Raw genomic sequence first — 20,781 nt, 5'->3', positions numbered from 1 at the left:
AGGGTTAGAGCGCGCTCGAACGCAAGCCTCTGCTCCGACCACAGAATTACACCCCCGCCCAGACCGGTCGCTCACCGCGAAGGAAACCATCGACGCCGGCTTTGAAGTCGTCACTGCTGTAGATCATGCGCATCAGATCATCGTTGTCGGTGATCGATCGGGTCCTGATGCGGCGCAGGGACTCTCGAATCGTCCACACGGTCATCGGGGCAGCCGCAAGCAGTTCCCGCGATACCTGGGCAGTCAGGCTCGCGAACTCGGTCTCTGTTGCACAGTCGCTGAGGAAGCCGTTCCGCAGAGCCTCGTCGCTCGACATGACCCGCGCCCGAGCCACCAACGACATCAAACGCGAACTGCCGATCCTGTCCGCCAGCAACGCCACGGAATGGGTCGACAACGAGTTTCCGAGCGTGCGCGCGATCGGAAGGCAGAAGCGGGACCCGTGCGTCGCTATCCGCACATCGCACGCCGCCGACAGCAACAGCCCTGCCCCCGCACACACACCGTCGATCACCGCAATCGTCGGAACCCGAACTTTCTCGAGTTCGGTCAGCACGCCGACGAACCGACTTTCGTAATCGAGCCCGTCGTGAAAGCTCGAGAAGGTCTGAAAGTGGCGTATGTCGGAACCCGCCGAGAACGCCTCTCCCCCCGCCCCGCGGAGAGTGAGTAACCGGATCTCCCGGTCGGAGTCGGCGCTCCGGCAGGCTCCGGCAATGGCGTCGTACATCTGAGGAGTCAGTGCGTTGTGTTTTTCCGGCCGGTTGAACACGACGTCAAGCGTCTCGCCATGACGGATGATCGAGATGTCTTCGTGCGTTTCAGTCATGACTATGACGCTATTGCCGGGAAGGAACAAATGAAACACATTGCACTCGAGTATCTTTGCGAACAATCGATGCAAAGTTGCAGATAGTGCGAACCCTGCACCCGATCTGCCACTACTCGATCACGAGAAGCAGATCACTGCCCTCGACTTGCTGGACTTCGCTGATCGCCAGTCGGGCAACCATACCCGCGCATGGGGCGGTGATCGCCGCCTCCATCTTCATCGCTTCGATCGTCGCGACAGTGTCTCCGGCCTCGACGCTCTGCCCCTGCACGACAGTGAGCGTGACCACACCGGCGAACGGTGCCGGTACCTGCCCAGGAATGCTGCGGTCAGCCTTCTCGGCCGCCGGAACAGTATCCGCGATGCTTCTGTCTCGCACCGACACCGGCCGCAATTGACCGTTCAGGATGCACATCACCGTTCGGAATCCGCGCGCATCCGGTTCCGAGATCGCTTCGAGTCCGATGATCAACTCGACGCCCTGCTCGAGCTGAACTCGATGCTCGTCGCCACGGCGCAGACCGTAGAAGAACTGGTTCGCCGACAACCTCGACGTATCTCCGTACTGTTCCTGATGATCGAGAAACTCTTTGGTCGGGCCGGGGAACAGCAACCGATTGAGCGTGGAGCGCACCTTCGAGCCATCACCGCTCAACGCTTTAGTGTCATCTTCCGACAGTGGCACTTCAGGTTTCGCCTGTCCACGCCCCTCCAACGCCTTAGTGCGGAACGGCTCCGGCCAGCCGGCCGGCGGTGTACCCAGATCACCGCGCAAGAAGCTGATCACCGATTCCGGTAGATCGAACTTGGCTGGATCCGAGGCGAATTCGTCGGAACTTACGCCTGCGCCCACCAGATGAAGTGCAAGATCACCGACTACCTTGGACGACGGCGTCACCTTCACCAGCCGTCCGAGCATCCGATCCGCCGCTGCATAGTTCACTTCGACGTCCTCGAAGCGGTCGCCGAGACCCAAGGCGGCCGCCTGTGTCCGGAGATTCGAGAGCTGACCACCCGGAATCTCATGGGTGTAGACGCGGCCAGTGGGTGCGGGCACGCCCGACTCGAACGGTGCGTAGACCTTCCGCAGCGCCTCCCAGTACGGTTCGAGATCGCACACCGACCGAAGGTCGAGCCCTGTATCGAACTCCGAATGTGCAGCCGCCGCAACGATCGCCGAGAGTGCAGGCTGGCTGGTGGTCCCCGCCATCGGGGCAGCCGCACCGTCCACTGCATCGGCTCCGGCCTGCCACGCTGCCAGGTACGTAGCCAACTGACCGCCGGGAGTGTCGTGGGTGTGCACGTGGACAGGGAGATCGAAATTGCGACGCAATGCAGAGACAAGTGTCGCGGCGGCAGGAGCACGAAGCAGTCCGGCCATGTCCTTGATCGCCAGGACGTGTGCCCCGGCATCGACGATCTGCTCCGCCAACCGCAGGTAGTAGTCCAGTGTGTACAGCGTCTCCGCCGGATCAGACAGATCGCCTGTGTAACTCAGTGCCACCTCCGCAACCGTCGTACCGGTGTCACGTACTGCATCGATCGCCGGCCGCATCTGATCGACGTTGTTGAGAGCGTCGAAGATTCGGAATATGTCGATCCCAGTTCGTGTTGCTTCGCGGACGAACGCGGTGGTCACCTGCTCCGGATAGGGCGTGTACCCCACAGTGTTGCGTCCACGCAGAAGCATCTGCAGGCAGATGTTCGGTACGGCCTCTCGCAGTGCCGCCAACCTCTCCCACGGATCTTCCTTCAGGAAACGCAGAGCAACGTCGTAAGTCGCTCCGCCCCACGCCTCGAGCGACAACAGTTCCGGAGTCATACGGGAGACGTGACCGGCCACCGCCAGCAGACCGCTGGTACGAACCCTGGTGGCGAGCAACGACTGATGTGCATCTCGGAAGGTCGTATCAGTGACGGCCACAGCCTTCTGCTCGCGCAGGGCCGCCGCAAATCCGCCCGGTCCCAAGTTCATCAGCCGCTGCTTGGAACCATCCTTCGGTGGAGCAGTCACGTCGATCTTCGGCAGCTTGTCGTGCGGGTAGACAGCCGACTTCCGCTCCCCATGTGGGCGATTGACCGTCACATCGGCAAGATACGTGAGGATTCTGGTGCCACGATCGGCAGACGCCCTCGACGTGAGCAGTCCCGGACGCTCCTCTATGAACGACGTCGTCACCTCCCCGGCCCGGAAGTCGGCGTCGTCGAGCACTGCCTGCAGAAAGGGAATGTTGGTGGAAACCCCTCGGATTCGGAATTCGGTGACCGCGCGCCTTGCCCGCGAAATCGCGGTGGGCAGGTCGCGCCCACGGCAGGTCAGCTTCACCAGCATGGAATCGAAATGGGCACCGACCTCTGCCCCGAGGGTAGCCCCGCCATCCAGGCGAACACCCGCACCGCCCGGGGTTCGGTAGGCCGTGATGCGCCCGGTATCCGGACGGAATCCGTTGGACGGATCCTCGGTGGTGATGCGCAGTTGCAGTGCGGCTCCGCGCAGAACAATCGATTCCTGGCGAAGACCCAAGTCGGACAACGATTCACCAGAGGCAATCCGTAGTTGAGCCTGAACCAGGTCGACGTCGGTCACCTCCTCGGTGACGGTGTGCTCCACCTGGATTCGCGGGTTCATCTCGATGAACACGTGATTGCCTCGGGTATCGAGCAAAAACTCGACAGTGCCGGCACACGAATAGTTGATAGCCTTCGCAAACGCCACCGCGTCGGCACAGATCTTCTCCCGCAGTCCGGCTGGAAGGTTCGGAGCGGGCGCAAGTTCCACAACCTTCTGATGGCGTCGTTGCACACTGCAGTCTCGTTCGAAGAGGTGAATGACGTTTCCTTCACCGTCTGCGAGGATCTGCACTTCGATATGGCGTGGGTCGACCACCGCCTGCTCCAGGAATACCGTCGCATCACCGAAGGCTGACTCAGCTTCTCGCGCAGCGGCTTCGATCGATTCTCTCAGTTGGCCCCGCTCCGCAACACGTCGCATCCCCCGTCCGCCGCCTCCGGCGACTGCCTTGACGAAAAGCGGAAACTCCATGGACTCCGACGCGCTTATCAGTGCTTCGATGTCAGTGGACGGTTCGGACGACTCCAGAACGGGGAGTCCTGCTGCCCGCGCAGCCGCGATAGCGCGCGCCTTGTTTCCCGTCAGCTCCAGCACTTCGGCCGACGGGCCGACGAAGGTGATTCCGGCGTCCGCGCATGCTCCCGCCAATTCAGGGTTCTCCGAGAGGAATCCGTACCCGGGATAGATCGCGTCGGCGCCGGCCTTCTGGGCCGCAGCGATGATCTCGGGCACCGAAAGATATGCACGGACGGGGTGACCGACCTCCCCGATCTGGTAACTCTCGTCGGCCTTGGTGCGGTGGATCGAGTTTCGATCCTCGTACGGAAACACGGCCACGGTTCCGGCACCCAGTTCGTAGGCCGCGCGGAACGCACGAATGGCGATTTCGCCTCGGTTGGCGACAAGCACTTTGGAGAACATGGAGAAAACCTTCGCTGTCGAGAGTGTCAGTGCGCGAATGAGCATGGCCCGCACGCGAAAGTGCGGGCCATGCGTGGAGAAGCGTCGACGAGGCCAGGAGACGGTGATGCCAGAACCGAACCTCGCCGACGCAGTATTGGAAGAGTCGTCAGGCCACGATAGTTGAAAGCGTTATGCCACAACGGTCCGCTGTGGCACACCGGAGTACTGACTCAGCGGCCTGATCAGTGCATTCGACTGCCCCTGCTCGATGATGTGCGCCGTCCATCCGGTGATTCGACTCATCACGAAGATCGGCGTGAACATCTCGACATCGAAGCCCATGAGGAAATATGCAGGGCCGGTGGGGAAATCGAGATTCGGTTTGATTCCGGTGGCACTGACCATCGTCTTCTCGAGGATCTCGTACATCTGCACCCACTTCTCGCCGTCCGTCGCTGCCGCTACGTCGAGGAGCGCCTGCTTCATGGTCGGAACACGCGAATCACCGTTCTTGTAGACACGGTGTCCGAAGCCCATGACCTTCTCCTTGGCGGCCAACTTCTCCGACATCCAGGCTTCCGCGCGGTCTGGGTCGTCGATCTCGAGCATGTCGTGCATGACGGCTTCGTTTGCGCCGCCGTGCAGCGGGCCCTTGAGCGTGCCGATCGCAGCCGTCACTGCGCTGTAGATGTCCGAAAGTGTGGACGTCACAACACGAGCGGCAAACGTCGAAGCGTTGAAGGAGTGCTCCGCATACAGGATCAGCGAGACCTCGAAGGCCTTCACGATCGCCGACTCCGGCACAGCACCGAAGCACATGTTCAAGAAGTTTTCGGCGAAACCCAGGTCCGACTGCGGCGCGATGGGATCCTGACCACGCCGGCGGCGGAAATCGGCTGCGACGATGGTCGGCAGCACGGCCGTCATCCGCAGTGCCTTGGCTAGATTGGCCTTCTCGGAGTTGTCGTCCTCCGCCGGATCCTCGGCGCCGAGGTAGCTGATCGCCGTCCGGACCACGTCCATCGGGTGGCAGTTGTCGGGCATCTTGGTCAGGAGCGAGAGCAGTGAGCGATCGGCACGGCGAGCCGCACGCTCACGCAGACAGAGCAATTCGAGCTGCTCGGGTGTCGGCAGTTCGCCGTACCACAGCAGGTGCGCAACTTCTTCGAAGCTGCAATTCGCGGCGAGGTCCTGCACTGCGTAACCGCGATACGTCAACGAATTCGTCTCGGGCACTACCTTGGAGATAGCCGTCGTGTCGACGACAACTCCGGCCAAGCCCTTGTAGATCGTCGGAATCTGTTCGGTCATGTCCTACTCCCCTCCAAGCTGAAATTGAAAATGCCACTGTCGAATTCGTTGTAACGCTCGTACTCGAGAATCTCGTACAACCTGCTGCGGTGCTGCATCTCACCGAGCAGCCCTTCTTGCGTGCCCTCCGCAAAAATCTCGCGCAGGCCCTTTTCGATGGCGAACATCGCCAACCGAAGAGTGGTCACGGGGTAGATGACGGCGTTGAAACCGATCTCTTCCAACGTCTTCGCCGAAATGAGATTCGACTTCCCGAACTCGGTCATGTTGGCGAGCAACGGAGTGTCGACTGCTGCGCGGAACTTCTCGAAGTCTGCTTCGGTGGCAAGAGCTTCGGTGAAGATCAGATCGGCACCGGCATCCGCGTAGGCCTTTGCTCGCTCGATCGCTGCGTCGATACCGTCGATTCCGGCAGCATCGGTGCGCGCGCAGATGACGAAGTTCGGGTCGCGACGTGCCGAGACTGCAGCACGAACTCGGCGAACCATGTCTTCGGTAGGCACGATCGCTTTGCCGTCGAGGTGCCCACAGCGCTTGGGGTTGATCTGATCCTCGAGGTGCAGACCGGCTATACCGTCGTCCTCGAAGATCGTGACCGTGCGGGCAGCGCTCATGGGTTCACCGAAACCGGTGTCGGCGTCGATGAGCGTCGGGAGGTCGGTGACCCGCGCGATCTGCTTGCTGTGGGCGGCGACCTCGGTCAACGTGGTCAGCCCGATGTCGGGAAGCGCCAATCCGGCGGAATACGCACCACCCGAAACGTAGACACCTTCGAACCCGATTTCCTGAATGAGCTTGGCTGTCAACGGATTGATCGCACCGGGGAGTCGTTGAATCTTTCCGGACGTCAGCCCGGCGCGGAAGGCAATCCGCTTGTCGGCTGCAGACGTCGATGCGGCAATGAGGCCCGTCATCAGAAGAGTCCCTTGGCGACCTTGGGGGCCCGAGCGAGAACGTCTTCGGAAACGGTGAAGGTCAGCTGATCGAGTTCGCCTGCCTTCAATTCGGGGGTGCGTTGTGCCGCGTCGAGGAAGCGATCCTGTTCGCTCGGCTCGATGACGCCCTCGGCGAGGGTGCGGAACTTCGCGACGTACTGATCGCGAGCGAACGGACGTGCGCCGAGCGGGTGCGCATCGGCCACCGCAAGCTCGTCGACGATGACCTCGCCGCTCTTCAAGGTGATCTCGGCGCGGGCACCGAAAGCCTTCTCGTCGGGATCCGTCGAGTGGTAACGGCGTGTCCATTCGGGATCTTCGCGTGTGGAGATCTTGTTCCACAGCTCGATCGTGTCGGGGCGCTGTGCACGCTCGGGCGCGTAGGAATGCTCGTGGTGCCACGTACCGTCCTGCAGCGCAACGGCAAAGATGTACATCACCGAGTGATCGAGAGTTTCGCGTGATGCGGTGGGGTCGAACTTCTGCGGATCGCCGGAACCGGTGCCGATGACGACGTGGGTGTGGTGACTGGTATGCAAGACGATCGAGGCGATCTGGTCGAGATCACCGACGCGAGAACGCATCCGGCGAGCGAGGTCGATTGGCGCCTGGCTCTGGTACTCCGCGGAGTGTTCCTTCGTGTACGAGTCGAGGATGGCGCGCTTCGCCTCACCAGAACCCGGAAGCGGAACGTGGTACTCCTTGTCCGGGCCACCGAGCAGCCAGGCGATCACGCCGTCTTCGCCTTCCCAAATCGGTGAAGGTGCACCTTCACCGCGCATCGCACGGTCGACTGCCTCGACGGCAACCTTGCCGGCCAGCGCCGGCGCGTAGGCCTTCCAGCTGGAGATCTCGCCCTTGCGGGACTGCCGTGTAGCCGTCGTGAGGTGCAGCGCCTGGCCGATTGCCTGGTAGACCGTCTCGGTGCCCAGGCCGAGCAAGGTTCCGATACCTGCCGCGGCCGAAGGGCCGAGGTGTGCGACGTGATCGATCTTGTGCTCGTGCAGGCAGATAGCCCGAACCAGGTCGATCTGGATCTCGTAGCCAGTCGCCAGACCGCGAATCAGGTCCTTACCGTCACGGCCGGTGTGCTGAGCGACGGCAAGGATCGGCGGGATATTGTCACCGGGGTGCGAGTACTCGGCGGCGAGGAACGTGTCGTGGAAATCGAGTTCACGAACCGCTACGCCGTTTGCCCATGCGGCCCATTCAGGCGAGAAGGTACCCGAGATACCGAACACGGTGGAACCGGGCGTGTACGGATGAGACTGCGCCTGTGCACGCGCATTCACTACGGGGCGGCGCACCAGGGAAGCTGCGGCAACTGCCGCGTTGTCGATGATCCGGTTGACGATCATGTCGGACGTGGCGTCGGTGACCTCGACGGAATCCGTCGCAACTTCCGCGATCTTCCACGCGAGGTGGTCTTCCTTGGGGAACTCTTCGGCAGAGCGGTGGGTGCGTACGAGATGCGTCTTCATCGATCCTCTTCTCACGTGCTTCGGTATCTATTTGCACGCTACGCAGCTCGTTCACCTCGGGATAGGCCCTCGCAATTGCCTATTTGTGCAATAACAATCCTGCAATGTTGCGAATGTTGCGAATGGCTTCTCGGTAGGGTGAACCCGATCGGCACCGAGGAGATTCGATGAAGAAGATGTACGCGGGAGCGCGGCTGCGACGACTGCGGGAAGAACGAAACCTGTCACAGTCCGCACTGGCGAAGGCGCTCGAACTCTCCCCCAGTTATGTCAATCAGCTCGAGAACGATCAACGACCGCTGACGGTCCCCGTCCTTCTCAAGCTCAACGCCGAGTTCGATCTCGACGTGCAATTCTTCGCTTCCGATTCCGACGCACGACTCGTTGCGGACGTTCATCACGCCTTGGCCGAAACCTCGGAATCCGGGGACGTATCGCTGGCAGAGGTGGACGAATTGGTGGCCCGAATGCCGGCGGTCGGACGCACCCTCGTGATGTTGCACCGCCGCCTTCACGCCGCAACAGAGCAATTGGACCAGTTCTCGACGCAATTGTCCGGCGAGGCAGCATCTGACGTGTCGCTGGTGCCCATGCCTTACGAAGAAGTTCGGGACTTCTTCTACGACCGAAAGAACCACATCGCCGTTCTCGACGACGCTGCCGAGCGGATGTTCGTGGACAACGGGTTGTCCGTGGGAGCAGTGGATCTGCAGCTGGCACGACTGCTTCGCGATCAGCACGGCGTCACCGTGACGATCCGCACGGACGAACCAGACAAGCTCGGGCCCAAGCGCTTCTATGATCCGGAGAAATCGATCCTGACCCTGGCGCGGCGTCTGTCGGCAGGCCAACGCGCATTCCAGATCGCGATGCAGTTGGCCTTCTTCACGCAGGCCGACGTGATCGATTCCCTTGTCGCCGAGGACGAATCGTTGAGTGCCGAGTCCGCGGCACTGGCTCGAATCGGACTCGCGCACTACTTCGCCGGCGCACTGCTACTCCCGTACACCCAATTCCTGGAATCGGCCGAGGCTCTGCGGTACGACATCGATCTGCTCAGCCTCAAATTCGAGGTCGGCTTCGAAACAGTTTGTCACCGGCTGTCCACTCTCCAGCGTCATGGCCAACGCGGCATCCCCTTCTTCTTCGTCCGAACCGATCGCGCCGGAAACATCTCGAAGCGTCAGTCTGCTACCGCTTTTCACTTCTCCAGAGTCGGCGGCAGTTGCCCACTGTGGGTCATCCACGAGGCATTCGCGAGCCCTGGACGCATCCTCACCCAGGTCGCGAAGATGCCTGACGGCCGGACGTACCTGTGGGTGGCGCGCACCACCCACAGCGGCGGACTCGGATACCTCGCGCCCGAGCGGAACTTCGCCGTCGGACTCGGTTGCGACATCGGCTACGCCGATCGCATGGTCTACTCCCACGGAATCCAGACGGACGACCCCGCGACCATCGTGCCGATCGGCGCGGGGTGCAAAGTCTGTGACAGACCAGCGTGCTCTCAACGCGCCTTCCCCCAACTCGGCCGCTCGATCTCCGTCAGTGAGAACAGCAGCAGCCATCTGCCGTATCCGCAACAATAGGGCGCACCGACTCCACCTGCGGTTCCTCTGCGCTACGACGCTCTTCTGCTTCCATGGACGTCATGCACCCCGATACCGTGACCCCTCGTCGACTGGTTCTTCGCCGCCTTTCGGCCGTGGTCGGCGTGGCCGGAATCGTGACTGGTGTGGTTGCCTTGATCGCAACTCAGCTGGACGTCGATCACAACATCGTGATCGTTCTGGCATCAGTGGCACCCTTGTTGATGATTGCTCCGCTGATCGGTGCCGTCGTCTCGGGTATCGGGCGTCAGTGGATCGTATGCGCCGCATCCCTTGTCGTCCTTGCACTGTTCGGATGGTCCGTGAGCCCGCTGTACATCAGCGGAACTGGCGAGTCGACGTCTGCGAACGGCCCGTCGATTCGGATGATGCAGGCCAACTTGATGATCGGTACAGCGGATCCGGAGTCGCTTGTAGCGATGGTCCGCGAAAGCAACGTCGACGTGGTGACGGTCCAGGAGTTGACGTACCAGGAAGTCGACGCGCTCGAAGCCGCCGGGCTCGAAGAGGTTTTGAGCCACCAGTTCCTGGTCCCCTACGCCGACGGCGGTGGCGGGGCCGGAATCTACAGTCGCTTTCCTCTCTCCAATCCACGTAGCCTCGACGGGTTCTCACCCGAAACGCTCTCGGCAGAGCTGAATGTCGGCTTGGCGCGGCCAGTCACATTGTTCGCCGTGCATCCGGCACCGGCGTACATCTCGCCGGCTTCGGTGTGGGCGGCCGAGCAGCAAAGGCTTGGGTCTTACATGGACGAAGCCGCCGGGATGGACAATGTGATAGTCAGCGGCGATTTCAATGCGTCGTACTCGAACAAGCAGTTTCGGAATCTCCTCAGAAACGGATATACCAGCGCCGCCGATCAATTGGGTTCCGGTCTGATCCCGACCTACCCGACCGACAAGTCGTATCCGGCGATGGTCGGTATCGACCACATCATCACCAAAGGCGCTGTGGCGACGTCCCTCGAACGGATCGAGATCAAGGGATCCGATCATCACGGACTGATCGCCGACATCACGTTGTCTTGAGAAAATACTGGATTGAGCACGCACCGGGGGCATGGTTATGCCCCGGTGCTCACGTCTTCAGTTGTCGCGGTTCACGCCGCTGCGGGTGGGCTGTTCCCGCCGATCGGCTGCTGATACGGATCGATCGACATCGGCGGATAAACGCCACTCCGTGTGGTGCAACGTCCGATGATGATGACCACACAACAAGATCAGATTATCGAGATCTGTTGGGCCACCATCATTCCAATGAACAATATGGTGAGCATCGCACCACCCCGACGGAGTCCCATACCCCGGAAACGCACACCCACCATCTCGAACCGCCAACGCCCGCCTTTGCGGCACCGTCGCCGTTCTCGCTTCCTTACCGCAGTCGAGCGGAACACCGTTCCCGTCCAGGAGGATCCGGGTGACCGTGCAGTCGCACGCCAGCATCCGGGCCGTGTCGATACTGATCGGACCCACCCAATCCGTCCAAGCGAACCCCAGTTCCTCCGTCGACGGCAGGAGGTCTTTCAATGCTTTGAGGTCGGTCATGTCTTTGGCGCTGGCGGTGACCGTGATGTGCGGTTTCACCCCGCCCTCGATCGGACCCAGCCCCGCCCGCTCGTACCGGCACAGGAGTTCGCAGAACCCGTCCGCGCGCCGTAAAGCAGGCCTGCGGGTGTCTTTGACGCCGTCCTTCTCCGGCGTCGGAACCGACAGGCTCGACAGCAACGTGATCAGACGGGCCCCGTTCACCGCATCCAAATCACCCTTGACCGTCACTCGCCCGTACAAGCCTTTCGAAGCGTAAAACTCATTGCGCTCCGAGCCTTCCCCGACCGGAACACCGTCCTCACGGTTTCCGTACTGCTTCTCGATCCGCCGAATCGCCGCACGCACCGCATCACAATCCGCGATGTTCTTCGACGCCAGATCAAGCAGAATCCCGCGAGCCTTGTCCACATCACCACGATGAAACGCATCGCCCACCACGGGTTCGAGCATCAACAACCGCGCCAACCCGACCAACAGACTGCACTCACCGATCTCCAGATTCGTCGAACCATGCAACCACTGCGCGATCGCCCGAAAACCCCTCCCGCCGAGAACTTCCCGGGAAAACATCTCCACGATCAGCAACACCATCCGCGACTGCAACTCGCGACGGACACGCACCAGATCCAGAACCTCACCCTCGAGGTCCTCACCATCCAGTTGCCACGCATCCCGACTGTCCATACCGAAAGCGTAATCGAACACACTTTCGATAGCCAGAAACATAACGGACAACTTCAGGAGCGCCCAGAACTCGAGACTCGTTGAAATACATCATCATTGAACTGTCTCACGCCGCTAGGTCGGCGTGACTATCGCAAAGTTCGGATCAGGCTCGTCAAGGTGCCCCGCAAGTTCTGCGAGTTTCGCCGGGTCGCCGGCAACCGAGATACTGCCGTTCGCAATCTCGGCGCCCAGGTCCGCACCACCGAGCAGCACACCGAGTAAGCCGAGACGACTCACACTGAACGTCGCGTCCACAGACCCAGCATCTGCAGACCCACCTTCCACGTCGAAGTGGATCAGCACGCCGTTGCTCAGTTCCGTTCGGTGCACGATGTTTTCGTCGGTGATGTTCCAGTCGATGACGATGTGGGAATTCGCTGCACTCACTCCGTCCACGCGGAGCGACACAGCGTCGAACACCTGCTTCACCGACAACGCTGCGGTGATATCAGGAGCTGCAGCAACTGTGGGCGTACCCACCGAACCGTTGCGCAGTTCGTATGCACCGGTGAGGTAGAAGTTTCGCCAGGTGCCGTTCTCTGCGCCGTACCCGAGCTGCTCGAAGGTATCGGCCTGCAGTGTCTTGGCCTCGGTGTTGCCCGGTTCGGCAAAGATGACGTAGTTCACCACCTGCGCGACCCACCGAAAGTCTCCGCTCTCGTATGATTCCCGAGCTTTTCGGAGCACCTCTGCCGATCCGCCCATGAACTCCACGTGACGTTTGGCCGATTCGACGGGTGGATGCTCCCACAGATGCGCAGGGTTACCGTCGAACCAGCCCATGTAGCGCTGGTAGATGGCCTTGACGTTGTGACTGACGGAACCGTAGTACCCGTGCGTGTGCCATGCCTGCGCCAATGCAGGTGGCAGTTCGATCGATTCGGCGATCTCGAGACCGGTCCACCCCTGATTGATTCGACGAAGTGTCTGATCGTGAAGGTACCCGTAGAGATCGCGCTGCAATGACATGAACTCGGTGAGCCGTTCGGTCCCCCACGTCGGCCAGTGGTGGGAGGCAAACATAACGTCGGATCGTGAGGCGTAACGATTGATCGATTCGGTCAGGTACGCAGACCAGACGTGAGGATCTCGTACCAGGGCACCCCGTAGCGTGAGCAGGTTGTGGAGAGTATGAGTTGCGTTCTCCGCCATACACAGCGCGCGCAAGTCCGGGAAGTAGAAGTTCATCTCGGACGGGGCCTCGGTTCCGGGCGTCATCTGGAACTCGATCCGAACGCCGTCGATCGTCTCCGTGTGACCTGTCGTCGAGATCGACACCGTCGGCGAAATGAGCGTCGGCGTCCCGGTTGAGGTGGTCTGCCCCAACCCGGCTCCGACGGCACCGCGAGGACCTCGGGGCAATGCGGCCCCGTACATATAGGCCGCACGTCGAGCCATTGCCGTTCCCGCATAGACGTTTTCCTCGACGGCATGCTCCACGAGTCCAGTGGGGGCGACGATTACGCATCGCCCGGCAGCGACATCTTCGTCGGTGGTCACCCCTTTGACCCCACCGAAATGGTCGATATGCGAATGCGTGTAGATCACCGCGACGACCGGTCGATCACCACGATGCTCCCGATACAACGCGAGACCAGCGGCCGCGGTTTCCCGAGAAATCAGTGGATCGACGACGATGATCCCGCTCTCCCCCTCGATCAACGTCATGTTCGACAGATCGAGGCCGCGAATCTGATAGATCGAATCCGTCACCGCAAAGAGTCCCTGCTTGGCGACCAACCTCGACTGACGCCACAAGCTCGGATTGACGGTCGGCGGGCACTCCTCATCCAGGAATGAGTAAGAGTCGCTGTCCCACAGCACTTTTCCGTCCGGACCGGATACCACGCCGGGATCGAGCGCGCCGATGAACCCTCGCTCGGCATCGGTGAAATCGGTCTTGTCGGAGAACGGCAGGGTCTCGGCGACTCGGGCGTTCGCCGCTTCGACTGCGGCCGATGCTGCGCGTGGATCGATCATAGATCAGCCTTTCATCTTCAATTGTCCAGTGTGGTAAACCCGTTCAGGACTCCAATAATCAGCGGGGACTAGCTCAACAGCTGCGATTTTGCCGCCGCGAACTCCGCGTCGGTCAACACGCCGGACTGATGAAGCTGCCCCAGCTCCTGCAGCTTGGAGACCAGATCGTCAGCACCCGAAGGGGGAACGGACTGCACGGGAGCGACCTGCGCCGGCGGCGCTTGTTGCTGCTGGTACTCCTGCTGATATTCCTGCTGCTGCTCGGAGGCCTTCCGTTGACTCCGTCGATCCATGGCGTTGGACGTCGCTTTTGCGGTTCCAGCCACTACCGCAGTGCGTGCCACCGTGCCGAGCAATCCGGGCCGCCCTCTGCGTCCACCTCGAAAAACCATGCCGAACTCCTTGGGTAATTGTCGCTACTGAAATGCTGCTTCTACCGCTGCGACGACTACCTCGCGCGGTATCTGAACGTGAAGGACTACATCGCCGCCGCCACCGCGAACCGTCGTCGCGAGCTCACGCGCCCACGTCTGCTCGTAGACGATGACTGCGGCGGACGTTCCTGGTTCGAGTGACTCACGGACCACGTCCAGGTCCTCGTCACTGATCAATGCCTTGGCTTCGATGGAGAGAATCGCCAGTCCGATGTCGGTGAGATCTTCGTCGACGTCGATCTGCGACACCTGTCCGTTGGCGTCCTTGGCGATGTACACGAGGTCGAGCAGGGTGACAAAACCTCGTTCCACCACGTTCTGCAGCGCGGCGACAGCTTCAGGATCCACAGTTGAACCTGGGAATGCCAGCACCACGAGCTCGACCGGTCCGATGTTCATTGTGTCGTTCATCCATCAAGCCTGGTAGCTCTGGCGCGCAGTGACCTCACCCGCAGGGGATGAATTACCCGAGGCGATCGAGTTATTTGTTGCGACGAATGACTTCGCGGATCGGGCGTACATGTACGCCTTCTGCCGCGAGGGCGCGCCGGGCTTTGCCCCGGGTGACGAGTACGCCGATGATGCCGAGAACCCAGACCGGATATTGCACCATCCAGGCGACGCGGAATCCGTCGAACGTGTACCCACCCATGTGTCCGAGGATCACGCCCATCACTTGAATCACGATGAGGGATGCGAGGAATCCGCCGATGTTGACCATGCCCTGGGCGGTTCCCATCGCCGAACTCGGATTGGATGTGCGCGCGTAGTCGAAGCCGATCACCGAACCCGGCCCACCCACCGAGATCACAACCACCAGGATCGTCAACAACCAGAGCGGAGACGGTTCGCTGCGCGAAAGCACGATCGTCCACATGAGCGCGCTGGCCACCATGATGGTGAGAACCAACCACGATCGACGCATGGGATAGCGACCGGTGAGAATGCCGAGGATCGGGCCGGCCACGATTGCCGAGATGACCGACAGCGTCAGCAGCGAGCCGACGGTCGCGGAATCGAGACCCTGAGCCGATTTCAGATACGGCACACCCCACAGCAGTGCGAACGTCGTGATCGAGAACTGCGTCCCCATGTGACTGAAGAACCCGAGTCGGGTGCCGGGTCGCATCCACACCGTCTTGATCTGTCGCCCGATCTCCTTGGCACCGGCAGGCACGGCCACCACGTCGGCACCGGGAGGCGCATCGCGGATGACACTCAGCGCCAGAGCAAACGCCAACAGTCCGACGGCCGCAGCGCTGCCGTAGGCGAAAGTCCAGCCCGGACCGGACAACAGCAACATGAACGGGAGCGCGGACATCACCTGGCCCAGCTGACCGAGGATGCCCGTGAACTGCGAGACCAACGGCACCTGCCGGGGCGGGAACCACTGTGGTACCAACCGCAGCACCGAGATGAAGGTGAGAGCGTCGCCGGCGCCGACGGCAATACGTGCACCGATCGCGACGGGCAGCGATTCGGTGAAGGCGAGGGCCAACTGCGCGGACATCATGATGAACGCACCGACTGCGATCATGATCCGCGAACCGTAGCGGTCGAGGAGGACTCCCGCCGGAATCTGCATACCGGCGTAGACGACGATCTGCAGCACGACGAAGCTCGACAGAACGCTGGGTGATATCGAGAACCGATCAGCAGCAGACAGACCCGAGACACCGAACGAAGTGCGGTGAAGCACGGCGATCACGTAGGCAAAAACACCGACACCCCAGACCAACCACACTTTTTTCATCGGGTCTGTATGTTACTCCTGTCTTTCGCAAGGCTCAGGACATGATTATTCGCGGCCCTGAGACACCCAATTCAGATCAGCCGACCGGAAGCCTTCGGTGATCGCGGCGAGGGAGTCGAGGCGAGCGATCTGGTCTTCGCTCAGAACGATGTCCAACGCTCCGGCGTTCTCGGTGACTCGTGCAGCGAACCGAGTGCCGGGAATCGACACGGAAGGCAACCCGTACTGACGGCCCTTGGCATCGAGCCATGCCAGGGAAACCTGTGCAGGCGTCGCGCCGAGCTCGTCGCCGACGGCGCGGACCACGTCGAGAACCTTCTGATTGGCAGGGAGCGCGGAGTCCGAGAAGCGGGGGAAGCGTCGGCGCAGGTCGTTGTCACCGAGCGTCGCCGCATCGAACGATCCCGCCAGGAAGCCTCGACCGACCGGCGAGAAGGGCACGAATCCGACTCCGAGTTCAGCGGCGGTGGGTACTACCTTGTTCTCGACGTCCCGACTCCAGATACTCCATTCCGACTGGATCGCCGCGATCGGATGCACCCCGTACGCACGACGCAGTTCGTCACCGGTCGCCTCGGACAGGCCGATGTTGCGGACCTTGCCCGCCTTCACCTGCTCTGCGATCGCGCCGACGGTGTCTTCGATCGGGACGTTCGGGTCGACCCGGTGCAAGTAGTAGAGATCAACATGATCGACGCCGAGTCGTCCCAGAGACTCGTCGAGTGCCTGCGGTACGTACGCCGGATCTCCGTTGATCCCGCGCTGACCGTTGGCGATGTTGCCGACAAGACCGAACTTCGTCGCCAGCTGCACTTCGCCTCGGCGGTCCTTGAGAAGCTCCCCCACAGCACGCTCACTCGCGCCCTCCCCGTACACGTTGGCGGTGTCGATGAATGTGATCCCGATGTCCACCGCATGGTGCAGCGTGGCAAGCGCCTCGGCCGGGTCCACCGGGCCGTAGACCGGGGCGACGGACATCGCGCCGTATCCCTGAGCACTGACGGTGAGGCCTTCAGCCAGGGTGACGGTGGGGACGGTCATGAAATCTCCTCGATTCGAGTAAGCGACAACCTCGACAGTCTTCACCGAATCGAAGCCTGACGCACCGATTAACGTCACGCTGATCGGGTTACCCTCGAGTGATGGCATTCGATTGGCTCGAACTCGTGCTCACCGCCCACCGCGAATTCGGTTCACGACTCGCCGCAGTCGAGGACTGGAACGCACCCACGCCTGACTCCGACTGGCACGTCGAACACCTCGTCCGCCACGTCATCGAGGAGCAGCAGTGGGTACCGCCGCTCCTGGCCGGACTGACGGTCGGCGAGGCGACACCGGACATCGTTCCCGTCGGGGACGACCTGTGGACCGAATGGCAGAAGTATTCCGATGCCGCCATCAAGGCGTGGAAATCGACGGACCTCAGCGCCCACGTTCACCTCTCGTACGGCACGGTGAAGGTGGAACCGTATCTGCGCCAGCAGACTTCGGACGTCACGATCCACACCTGGGACCTCGCGCGAGCGGTCGGAGCAGACGAGCGGCTCGATCCGGACCTCGTCGAGGCCGTCTGGTCCGACCTCGACGGGCAGCGCGACATGCTCGCCGAGAGCGGACTCTTCTCCGCTCCCGTCGACCTCCCTGACGATACGTCGTTGCAGGACAAACTGATTGCCCTGACCGGTCGCGATCCTCGCTAGACGTTCAGCGACACACCCGTCGTGCGAGCGACGCCGTCCCAACTACCGGCAGGTGCACCGAGGCCGAGCAGAGCCGCAACCGTCGGCGCGACGTCGATCGTGCGAGCCTGCGTGTCGATCTTCCGTCCACCGTCGAGAGCGGGATGCCCACCGCTGAGAAAGAACGGAATGGGGAGCGTCACGAAGTGGCCGTGGTTGCCGGGAATCGGATTGGACAGCGGAGTCGGATCACTGAACCTCCAGCCCTGAGCGCAAAACGCAACGACGTCACCGGCATTGGTGCCGAGATCGAATTCGGCCGGGAGATGGCTGGATTCGACGCCGTCGACACCCTCCACGATCTGTTGAATCCGGCTGACGGCTTCGGCCCGTTCGCCGTCCGGCCCGACGAAGTAGATCAGATCTGCGCCGCCGTTCTGGGCTATCCGAATCTTGCCTGCCAGCAACGGATCCGCGTTCAGCGGTCGATCCAAGCCGATGAGCCGCGCGGGTTCCGACCAGTCCATCGAATGGTCGGCCAACACGATCAGAATGCTCCGATTCCAACGACCGGTGTCATGAAGGAAGTCGACGAAGCGGCGAACCTGGTTGTCGGTGTTCTGAAGTGCAGCTGTACGTGCGATACGAATGGACGGACCGGACAGATCCAGGTGCCCGACCCGATCGACGTCACCGAGGTTGGTGAACGACAGTCGCGGGGAGTTCCCCCCGACGATCCGGATCAGCGCGTCGATCGTGAAGTTGTCCGGTGCGTGCTCGGTGCCAGGAACGAGTGGCTGCGGATCCCACACCAGCGAAGCGCGGTCACCGAACAGCCCGTGCAGGTAGTGCTTCGAGAGCACACTTGCAGTGGTCAATCCGAGTTCGGTGCGCACCCGATCCAGAACCGTCGACGTCTGTAGGTCGGAAGGCCGATCGAGGTCACGCTTCTTGTCGATGGACGGATCGTAGACGGAGTTGGCGGGTACGCCCGAACGCGCCGGCAGCACTCCCGTCATCATCGCGGTGTGGTTCGGCAGCGTCTCCGCGATCGGGATGGCGCTGGCGTCCGGGTAGTGAATACCGCCGACCGCAAGCCCGGTCAGCGTCGGGGTGAGCTCCGATCGCAATTCGTCCGGACGCATGCCGTCGACGACGATGACATGCACGTCCAGGTCTGGGATTCCGGCGCTGGTGGGAACACTCGCACGAGCCGGCGTTCCGAGCAAAGCCGTTCCGGCGACAACACTTCCACCGATCAGAACGCTACGACGCGAAACTTCGATACTCACTGGTCGACTCCTGGTCGGTACGAGGCCTGATCGAGGGCGGCCGAGGTGGGTGAGACTCTACTGCCCGCGCCTGCCGGTAGACGGTAGCTCACGGCGTAGTGCGCATTGCTCTGCGGATTGGTGAGATCGTCGACGTAGTACCAGTCCATCTGAGTACCTTCGCGGGCGATTTCGAATACGCCGTAGCCGTGCGAATCCAGTTCGACGTACCGCACATGTCGGTTCACGGCCTTGAATGCCTCTTCTGCCGCAACGGTTACCGTGCGCGGCGGCACCTTCAGAATGTCGTCGATGTTGGGCGAGGTCACCGACGGGACGACGAACTCGGCGCCGACGGTCGGCCCACCCGGATAGTCGGCGGCGTTGGTCGGTAGGTCGCAAGCCCACGACGTGTGGATGTCACCGGTGATGAAAACGGTGTTGTCCACACCGTTCGAGGTGATCGCGTCGAAAAGCCTGGTGCGGTCGGCGGTGTACCCGTCCCACTGATCCGTGTTGTACGGGACACCGGCCTGCGGCACTCCCACCAGTTCGGTCAACGCCGCGGTGGTCGCCGGCTCCAGCGGCGGGAACACGCACGGCGTGATCATGACCGGATTGCCGACGATTTTCCACTGCGTCGGGGAGGTGACGATTCCGTTGGTCAACCAATCCATCTGTGCGCGTCCGGTAATGGAGCGCGACGGATCGTCGACCTGCTTCATGGTCGGTTGCTCGTCGCGGTAGGTACGCAGATCGAGCATCGAGATCTCGGCCAGATTCCCGAAACGGAACCGTCGATACAGCTGAACGCTCGAACCACTACCCGACGGCCGGACGGGCATCCACTCGAAATATGCCTTGGCCGAGTTCGCCTTTCGATCTGCCCAATCGCCTTCGACGCCGGGCGTGTGGTTTTCGGCGCCGTCCCGGTACGCATTGTCGGCCGATTCGTGGTCGTCCCATGTGGCGATGAACGGCAACTTCAGGTGAAGGGCTGCCAGATCCGGATCGGTCTTGTACTGCGCGTGCCGAATTCGATAGTCGGCCAGCGAGATGATCTCGTGGGCCGGCTCGTGAAGGCGAACGGATCCGTTTCTCGCGCCGTACTCCCCCTGCCCGTACTCGTAGATGTAGTCACCGAGATGGATGATCGCATCGAGGTCTTCGCGGAACGCGAGGTGACGATAGGCACCGAAATACCCCGCCTCCCAGTTGGAGCAGGACACGACGCCGAAGCGAAGCCGATCGAGATCCGCAGAGTTCGACGGAGCCGTACTGGTGCGGCCCACCGGAGAAACGGCCGAACCCGCAATGAATCGGTACCAGTACGTCGTCGACGGATCGAGTCCGGTGACGTCGACCTTCGCGGTGTGATCGGAATCTGCCGAAGCAGCAACACTTCCGGACGCCACGACGCTCGCGAACCCCTCATCGGTCGCGACCTGCCAGTTGAGCGTCACCGCCGGCCCGACGCCGGAACCGGGCGTCGCCTCTGCCGTCGGGGTGATGCGGGTCCAGATGATCACCGCATCCGGCAACGGGTCACCGGATGCCACGCCGTGCGCGAAGCCCGGGCTGCCACCCGGAACCTCGGCACCGGCGTGGCTCGCCGAAGCGACACCGAGGCCTACTGCGCCGGCGAGTGCCGCCGATCCCTGCAGCAGGCCACGTCTGGATATTCGATCGAAGGCATTCGTGTGCACGCTAGGAGTGAACCCGCACCTGAACAGCCGTTCAAGAG

15 protein-coding genes and 1 pseudogene are annotated in these 20,781 nt (G+C 61.8%); 3 read left to right on the top strand and 13 right to left on the bottom strand.

Annotation, left to right across the window (positions count from 1 at the left end):
* Positions 1 to 46 precede the first annotated feature (46 nt).
* The 5 genes from G8767_RS01495 to prpD all read right to left on the bottom strand — a co-directional run bounded on the left by G8767_RS01495 (position 47) and on the right by prpD (position 8,034).
* Complete coding sequence (locus G8767_RS01495; RefSeq protein WP_166809144.1) at positions 47 to 829, bottom strand: enoyl-CoA hydratase; 783 nt, start codon at positions 827 to 829, stop codon at positions 47 to 49.
* Between the two features lie 112 nt (positions 830 to 941).
* Positions 942 to 4,325: a pyruvate carboxylase gene (locus tag G8767_RS01490; RefSeq protein WP_166809143.1), complete on the bottom strand. Its 3,384-nt coding sequence runs from the start codon at positions 4,323 to 4,325 to the stop codon at positions 942 to 944.
* A gap of 171 nt (positions 4,326 to 4,496) precedes the next feature.
* Entirely contained in the window at positions 4,497 to 5,618 is a 1,122-nt protein-coding gene (locus G8767_RS01485; protein WP_047269777.1) for a bifunctional 2-methylcitrate synthase/citrate synthase, read from the bottom strand.
* Positions 5,615 to 6,532: a methylisocitrate lyase gene (gene prpB / locus G8767_RS01480; protein WP_124567796.1), complete on the bottom strand. Its 918-nt coding sequence runs from the start codon at positions 6,530 to 6,532 to the stop codon at positions 5,615 to 5,617. Before prpB ends, G8767_RS01485 begins: the two co-directional genes overlap by 4 nt.
* Positions 6,532 to 8,034: a 2-methylcitrate dehydratase PrpD gene (gene prpD, locus G8767_RS01475; RefSeq protein WP_166809142.1), complete on the bottom strand. Its 1,503-nt coding sequence runs from the start codon at positions 8,032 to 8,034 to the stop codon at positions 6,532 to 6,534. Before prpD ends, prpB begins: the two co-directional genes overlap by 1 nt.
* A 167-nt stretch (positions 8,035 to 8,201) precedes the next feature.
* On the opposite strand from prpD, the gene G8767_RS01470 reads away from it, so the two are divergent.
* Positions 8,202 to 9,623 (top strand): short-chain fatty acyl-CoA regulator family protein, encoded by a 1,422-nt coding sequence (locus tag G8767_RS01470; RefSeq protein ID WP_095968516.1) that lies wholly within the window; start codon positions 8,202 to 8,204, stop codon positions 9,621 to 9,623.
* A gap of 53 nt (positions 9,624 to 9,676) precedes the next feature.
* Entirely contained in the window at positions 9,677 to 10,672 is a 996-nt protein-coding gene (locus tag G8767_RS01465; RefSeq protein ID WP_095968515.1) for an endonuclease/exonuclease/phosphatase family protein, read from the top strand.
* 71 nt (positions 10,673 to 10,743) lie between these two features.
* Here G8767_RS01465 and G8767_RS01460 read toward each other — a convergent pair.
* The 6 genes and pseudogenes from G8767_RS01460 to G8767_RS01435 all read right to left on the bottom strand — a co-directional run bounded on the left by G8767_RS01460 (position 10,744) and on the right by G8767_RS01435 (position 17,128).
* Positions 10,744 to 11,878 (bottom strand): annotated as a pseudogene (locus tag G8767_RS01460) (DUF222 domain-containing protein).
* 114 nt (positions 11,879 to 11,992) lie between these two features.
* Entirely contained in the window at positions 11,993 to 13,900 is a 1,908-nt protein-coding gene (locus tag G8767_RS01455; RefSeq protein ID WP_166809141.1) for an alkyl sulfatase dimerization domain-containing protein, read from the bottom strand.
* A gap of 68 nt (positions 13,901 to 13,968) precedes the next feature.
* The gene (locus G8767_RS01450) at positions 13,969 to 14,292 is read right to left on the bottom strand and encodes an SHOCT domain-containing protein (RefSeq protein ID WP_095968513.1); all 324 of its coding nucleotides are present in this window, start codon (positions 14,290 to 14,292) and stop codon (positions 13,969 to 13,971) included.
* A 24-nt stretch (positions 14,293 to 14,316) separates the two neighbouring features.
* Positions 14,317 to 14,745, bottom strand: coding sequence for a DUF6325 family protein (locus tag G8767_RS01445; protein ID WP_095968512.1), 429 nt, complete (start codon positions 14,743 to 14,745; stop codon positions 14,317 to 14,319).
* Positions 14,746 to 14,815: 70 nt separating this feature from the next.
* Entirely contained in the window at positions 14,816 to 16,087 is a 1,272-nt protein-coding gene (locus G8767_RS01440; protein ID WP_124567801.1) for an MFS transporter, read from the bottom strand.
* A gap of 45 nt (positions 16,088 to 16,132) precedes the next feature.
* Positions 16,133 to 17,128 carry an aldo/keto reductase gene (locus tag G8767_RS01435; protein WP_095968850.1) on the bottom strand — a complete coding sequence of 332 codons (996 nt, stop codon included), beginning with the start codon at positions 17,126 to 17,128 and terminating at the stop codon, positions 16,133 to 16,135.
* Positions 17,129 to 17,229: 101 nt separating this feature from the next.
* Between G8767_RS01435 and G8767_RS01430 the strand changes: the two genes are divergently transcribed.
* Positions 17,230 to 17,787: a TIGR03086 family metal-binding protein gene (locus G8767_RS01430; RefSeq protein ID WP_166809140.1), complete on the top strand. Its 558-nt coding sequence runs from the start codon at positions 17,230 to 17,232 to the stop codon at positions 17,785 to 17,787.
* On the opposite strand, the gene G8767_RS01425 is transcribed toward G8767_RS01430, so the two are convergent.
* The gene (locus tag G8767_RS01425; RefSeq protein ID WP_166809139.1) at positions 17,784 to 19,058 is read right to left on the bottom strand and encodes an alkaline phosphatase family protein; all 1,275 of its coding nucleotides are present in this window, start codon (positions 19,056 to 19,058) and stop codon (positions 17,784 to 17,786) included. The genes G8767_RS01430 and G8767_RS01425 overlap by 4 nt on opposite strands.
* Positions 19,055 to 20,743 carry an alkaline phosphatase D family protein gene (locus G8767_RS01420; RefSeq protein WP_166809138.1) on the bottom strand — a complete coding sequence of 563 codons (1,689 nt, stop codon included), beginning with the start codon at positions 20,741 to 20,743 and terminating at the stop codon, positions 19,055 to 19,057. The genes G8767_RS01425 and G8767_RS01420 overlap by 4 nt, the downstream gene beginning before the upstream one ends.
* Between the last annotated feature and the right edge of the window lie 38 nt (positions 20,744 to 20,781).

This window comes from Rhodococcus sp. IC4_135 (genome assembly GCF_011602025.1).
Lineage (GTDB): Bacteria > Actinomycetota > Actinomycetes > Mycobacteriales > Mycobacteriaceae > Rhodococcus_F > Rhodococcus_F baikonurensis.
Note: the sequence above shows the minus strand (reverse complement) of the source record. Positions and strands in the feature narration are given on the sequence as shown.

Coding starts and splice junctions, on each gene's coding strand:
- G8767_RS01485 (WP_047269777.1), bottom strand. CDS start 5,618: ATGACCGAACAGATTCCGACGATCTACAAGGGCTTGGCCGGAGTTGTC.
- prpD (WP_166809142.1), bottom strand. CDS start 8,034: ATGAAGACGCATCTCGTACGCACCCACCGCTCTGCCGAAGAGTTCCCC.
- G8767_RS01440 (WP_124567801.1), bottom strand. CDS start 16,087: ATGAAAAAAGTGTGGTTGGTCTGGGGTGTCGGTGTTTTTGCCTACGTG.
- G8767_RS01435 (WP_095968850.1), bottom strand. CDS start 17,128: ATGACCGTCCCCACCGTCACCCTGGCTGAAGGCCTCACCGTCAGTGCT.
- G8767_RS01450 (WP_095968513.1), bottom strand. CDS start 14,292: ATGGTTTTTCGAGGTGGACGCAGAGGGCGGCCCGGATTGCTCGGCACG.
- prpB (WP_124567796.1), bottom strand. CDS start 6,532: ATGACGGGCCTCATTGCCGCATCGACGTCTGCAGCCGACAAGCGGATT.
- G8767_RS01455 (WP_166809141.1), bottom strand. CDS start 13,900: ATGATCGATCCACGCGCAGCATCGGCCGCAGTCGAAGCGGCGAACGCC.
- G8767_RS01465 (WP_095968515.1), top strand. CDS start 9,677: ATGGACGTCATGCACCCCGATACCGTGACCCCTCGTCGACTGGTTCTT.
- G8767_RS01490 (WP_166809143.1), bottom strand. CDS start 4,325: ATGTTCTCCAAAGTGCTTGTCGCCAACCGAGGCGAAATCGCCATTCGT.
- G8767_RS01470 (WP_095968516.1), top strand. CDS start 8,202: ATGAAGAAGATGTACGCGGGAGCGCGGCTGCGACGACTGCGGGAAGAA.
- G8767_RS01495 (WP_166809144.1), bottom strand. CDS start 829: ATGACTGAAACGCACGAAGACATCTCGATCATCCGTCATGGCGAGACG.
- G8767_RS01445 (WP_095968512.1), bottom strand. CDS start 14,745: ATGAACGACACAATGAACATCGGACCGGTCGAGCTCGTGGTGCTGGCA.
- G8767_RS01430 (WP_166809140.1), top strand. CDS start 17,230: ATGGCATTCGATTGGCTCGAACTCGTGCTCACCGCCCACCGCGAATTC.